The sequence below is a fragment of the Pseudoalteromonas sp. S16_S37 genome (assembly GCF_014694405.1).
Taxonomy (GTDB): Bacteria; Pseudomonadota; Gammaproteobacteria; order Enterobacterales; family Alteromonadaceae; genus Pseudoalteromonas.
This window is the reverse complement of the sequence record NZ_JAAUWV010000125.1, coordinates 1-2,249: the sequence shown is the minus strand read 5'-3', so window position 1 is coordinate 2,249 and position 2,249 is coordinate 1. Positions and strand designations below refer to the sequence as shown.

2 protein-coding genes and 1 pseudogene are annotated in these 2,249 nt (G+C 41.0%); all 3 read left to right on the top strand.

Annotation, left to right across the window (positions count from 1 at the left end; translation table 11 throughout):
• Positions 1 to 230 precede the first annotated feature (230 nt).
• The 3 genes and pseudogenes from HC733_RS22035 to HC733_RS22025 all read left to right on the top strand — a co-directional run bounded on the left by HC733_RS22035 (position 231) and on the right by HC733_RS22025 (position 1,954).
• Positions 231 to 1,268 carry an IS110 family transposase gene (locus HC733_RS22035; RefSeq protein WP_190367122.1) on the top strand — a complete coding sequence of 346 codons (1,038 nt, stop codon included), beginning with the start codon at positions 231 to 233 and terminating at the stop codon, positions 1,266 to 1,268.
• An 85-nt stretch (positions 1,269 to 1,353) separates the two neighbouring features.
• A pseudogene (locus HC733_RS22030) lies at positions 1,354 to 1,521 on the top strand (ribonuclease D); the annotation flags it as partial.
• Positions 1,522 to 1,702: 181 nt separating this feature from the next.
• Positions 1,703 to 1,954 carry a hypothetical protein gene (locus HC733_RS22025; protein WP_190367121.1) on the top strand — a complete coding sequence of 84 codons (252 nt, stop codon included), beginning with the start codon at positions 1,703 to 1,705 and terminating at the stop codon, positions 1,952 to 1,954.
• The last annotated feature ends 295 nt before the right edge of the window (positions 1,955 to 2,249 follow it).

Genomic DNA, 2,249 nt, shown 5'->3' with positions numbered 1-2,249 from the left:
CCTCACTGCATTCGACTACGTGATGCATTGTTTAAATGAACTTGCTCAACCACACTGCGATATCGACAGCTTACTGCCTTGGATAGTTAAGCTCTAGGTGTGGTTCGCTGCACGCTTACAATTTATTCGTTGCCTTGTTAATTTAAAAATGGCTGATGAGATGGACGCTCCAAAATAGGCGTCAATGCGCCAAACTGATTTGGTAGCAACAGTTCATAGGAGCATCCATCATGCAAAAAGTTAGCACATTGTCCATTGACCTAGCAAAGAATGTATTCCAATTATTAGGTGTTGATAGTCAAGGTCATCCTTGTTTATCCAAACGCCTATCTCGAAGCAAGCTTAAAGAAGCCATTATCAACCTACCGCCTTGCGAAATTGTTATGGAAGCCTGCGCGTCTTCTCACTTTTGGGGCAGAGCATGTTTGGCTGCGGGTCACCAAGTTAACTTAATCCCTGCACAACATGTTACTCCTTTCGTGCGTGGTAATAAGAATGATAAAAACGATTGTCTTGCCATTTATGAAGCCAGTCGCCGACCAAACATTCGCTTTGTGCCTGTAAAAACTGAGCAGCAACAAGCCGTGCTTATTCTACATCGAATGCGTGAGCGCGTTTTATCAGCTCGAACAGCTTGTATCAACCAAACACGCAGTTTGTTACTTGAATTTGGCATTGATATTCCGCAGTCTTACAGCAAGTTCAAGCAAGAGTTACGAGAGCTGCTGACTCATTCATTACAACCAGCTGTTCTTTTGATGATTTCCGAAGTCTATGATGAACTCACTCACTTTGAGCGAAAAATCCATCTACTTGATGATTTGTTTAAACAAGAAAACACCCGCAGCGAAGCCGCGCAAATTATACAATCCATTCCTGGTATCGTGCTGATTAATACCTCCGCTTTTGTAGCTTCTATCGACAAAGGCCAAGCTTTTAAAAGCGGCAAAGAATTTGCTGTATGGCTTGGTCTTACTCCTTCGCAATATGCTTCGGGTAATACCAACCGTTTGGGCAGTATAACCAAGCGTGGAGATGGGTATCTTAGAAAACAACTTATTCACGGTGCAAGAACGGTTGTGACTCATGCTAGTAAGAAAGACGATGATTTAAGTCGTTGGATAACAGCGCTTAAGCAGCGACGAGGCCACAACAAAGCGGTTGTTGCTACTGCACACCGACTGGCAAGACTCATGTGGATATTACTACAAAAAAACGAATCTTATCAGCCCCAATATACGCAACAAGGCGCTGTGCATCATGTTTGATTATTTTTCTCTTTGGTTGTTAGGTAAGCTCGACGTGGACAAGGGCAAACTAGCCCGGGTGGCTGTAGTGAGCGCCTAGCAACCCAATGGTATTCCAGCCGATGTATTGGCATCGAAAAAGCAAATAAATCAATTGATCAGTTGGAATTGGAAAAAAACCGCCGAGGAGCGTGCGTCTTTACTTAAACCTGATTTACTGCAACCTTGGCGTTATGAACTGGTTAAAGGTGCTTTGGAAGAGTGGGATGTGTAACTTCTATCGAATAACTTAAACTAGGTATATTGTTAGCACGTGATTGTGAGTCTCTACTTTGTAAAGAACTGTCATAAATATTGATATTGTGTCAATTATATGTTCTAAATGGGGTTCTGCGTTAAGAATAATCTATTTATTCTACGTGGATGTATCAAAAAAGGACATAAAAGGAGAGAAGATGAAACACGCAATATTAGTTATAGCGATAGGTGCTGCGTCATTAACTGGATGTAAGTCTAATGATGCTTCAGAACAGACGGCAGAAGTTAAGAAAAAAGCTTATCACTGCGAAAGAGCTGAAAAACTGGGCTCAATGATAACCAAAACTAGATGTGTTACGCAGGCAGATAAAGAGCTAGAAGAACAAAAAAGTAAAGAAGCTTTTAGAGACGCCAGAGCGAAAGCTCCTAGAATATATGGCGGTGGCTAATCAAAATAGGTTACTTATGGTTCAGGCTACATGTAGTTAGTATTTATCAAACACCCAATCCATGAGCATGTTTAGAATAGTAACTATCTCATGGTGTGAGTTGTCAAAATTGCTTGCTATTTATGTAGCCAGCATATTTTGACAATCGCACTATTATACGTATACGCAGATATTTTGAGTCTGTAACTAATTTTGTGTAACTGCCTATCACAACATACTCTATTGAGAGTTAATGATAGGCAGATGCAAATGAACAAAAAAGAACTTGAAGCTTTCGCAAAGGAAGCGGCCAAAG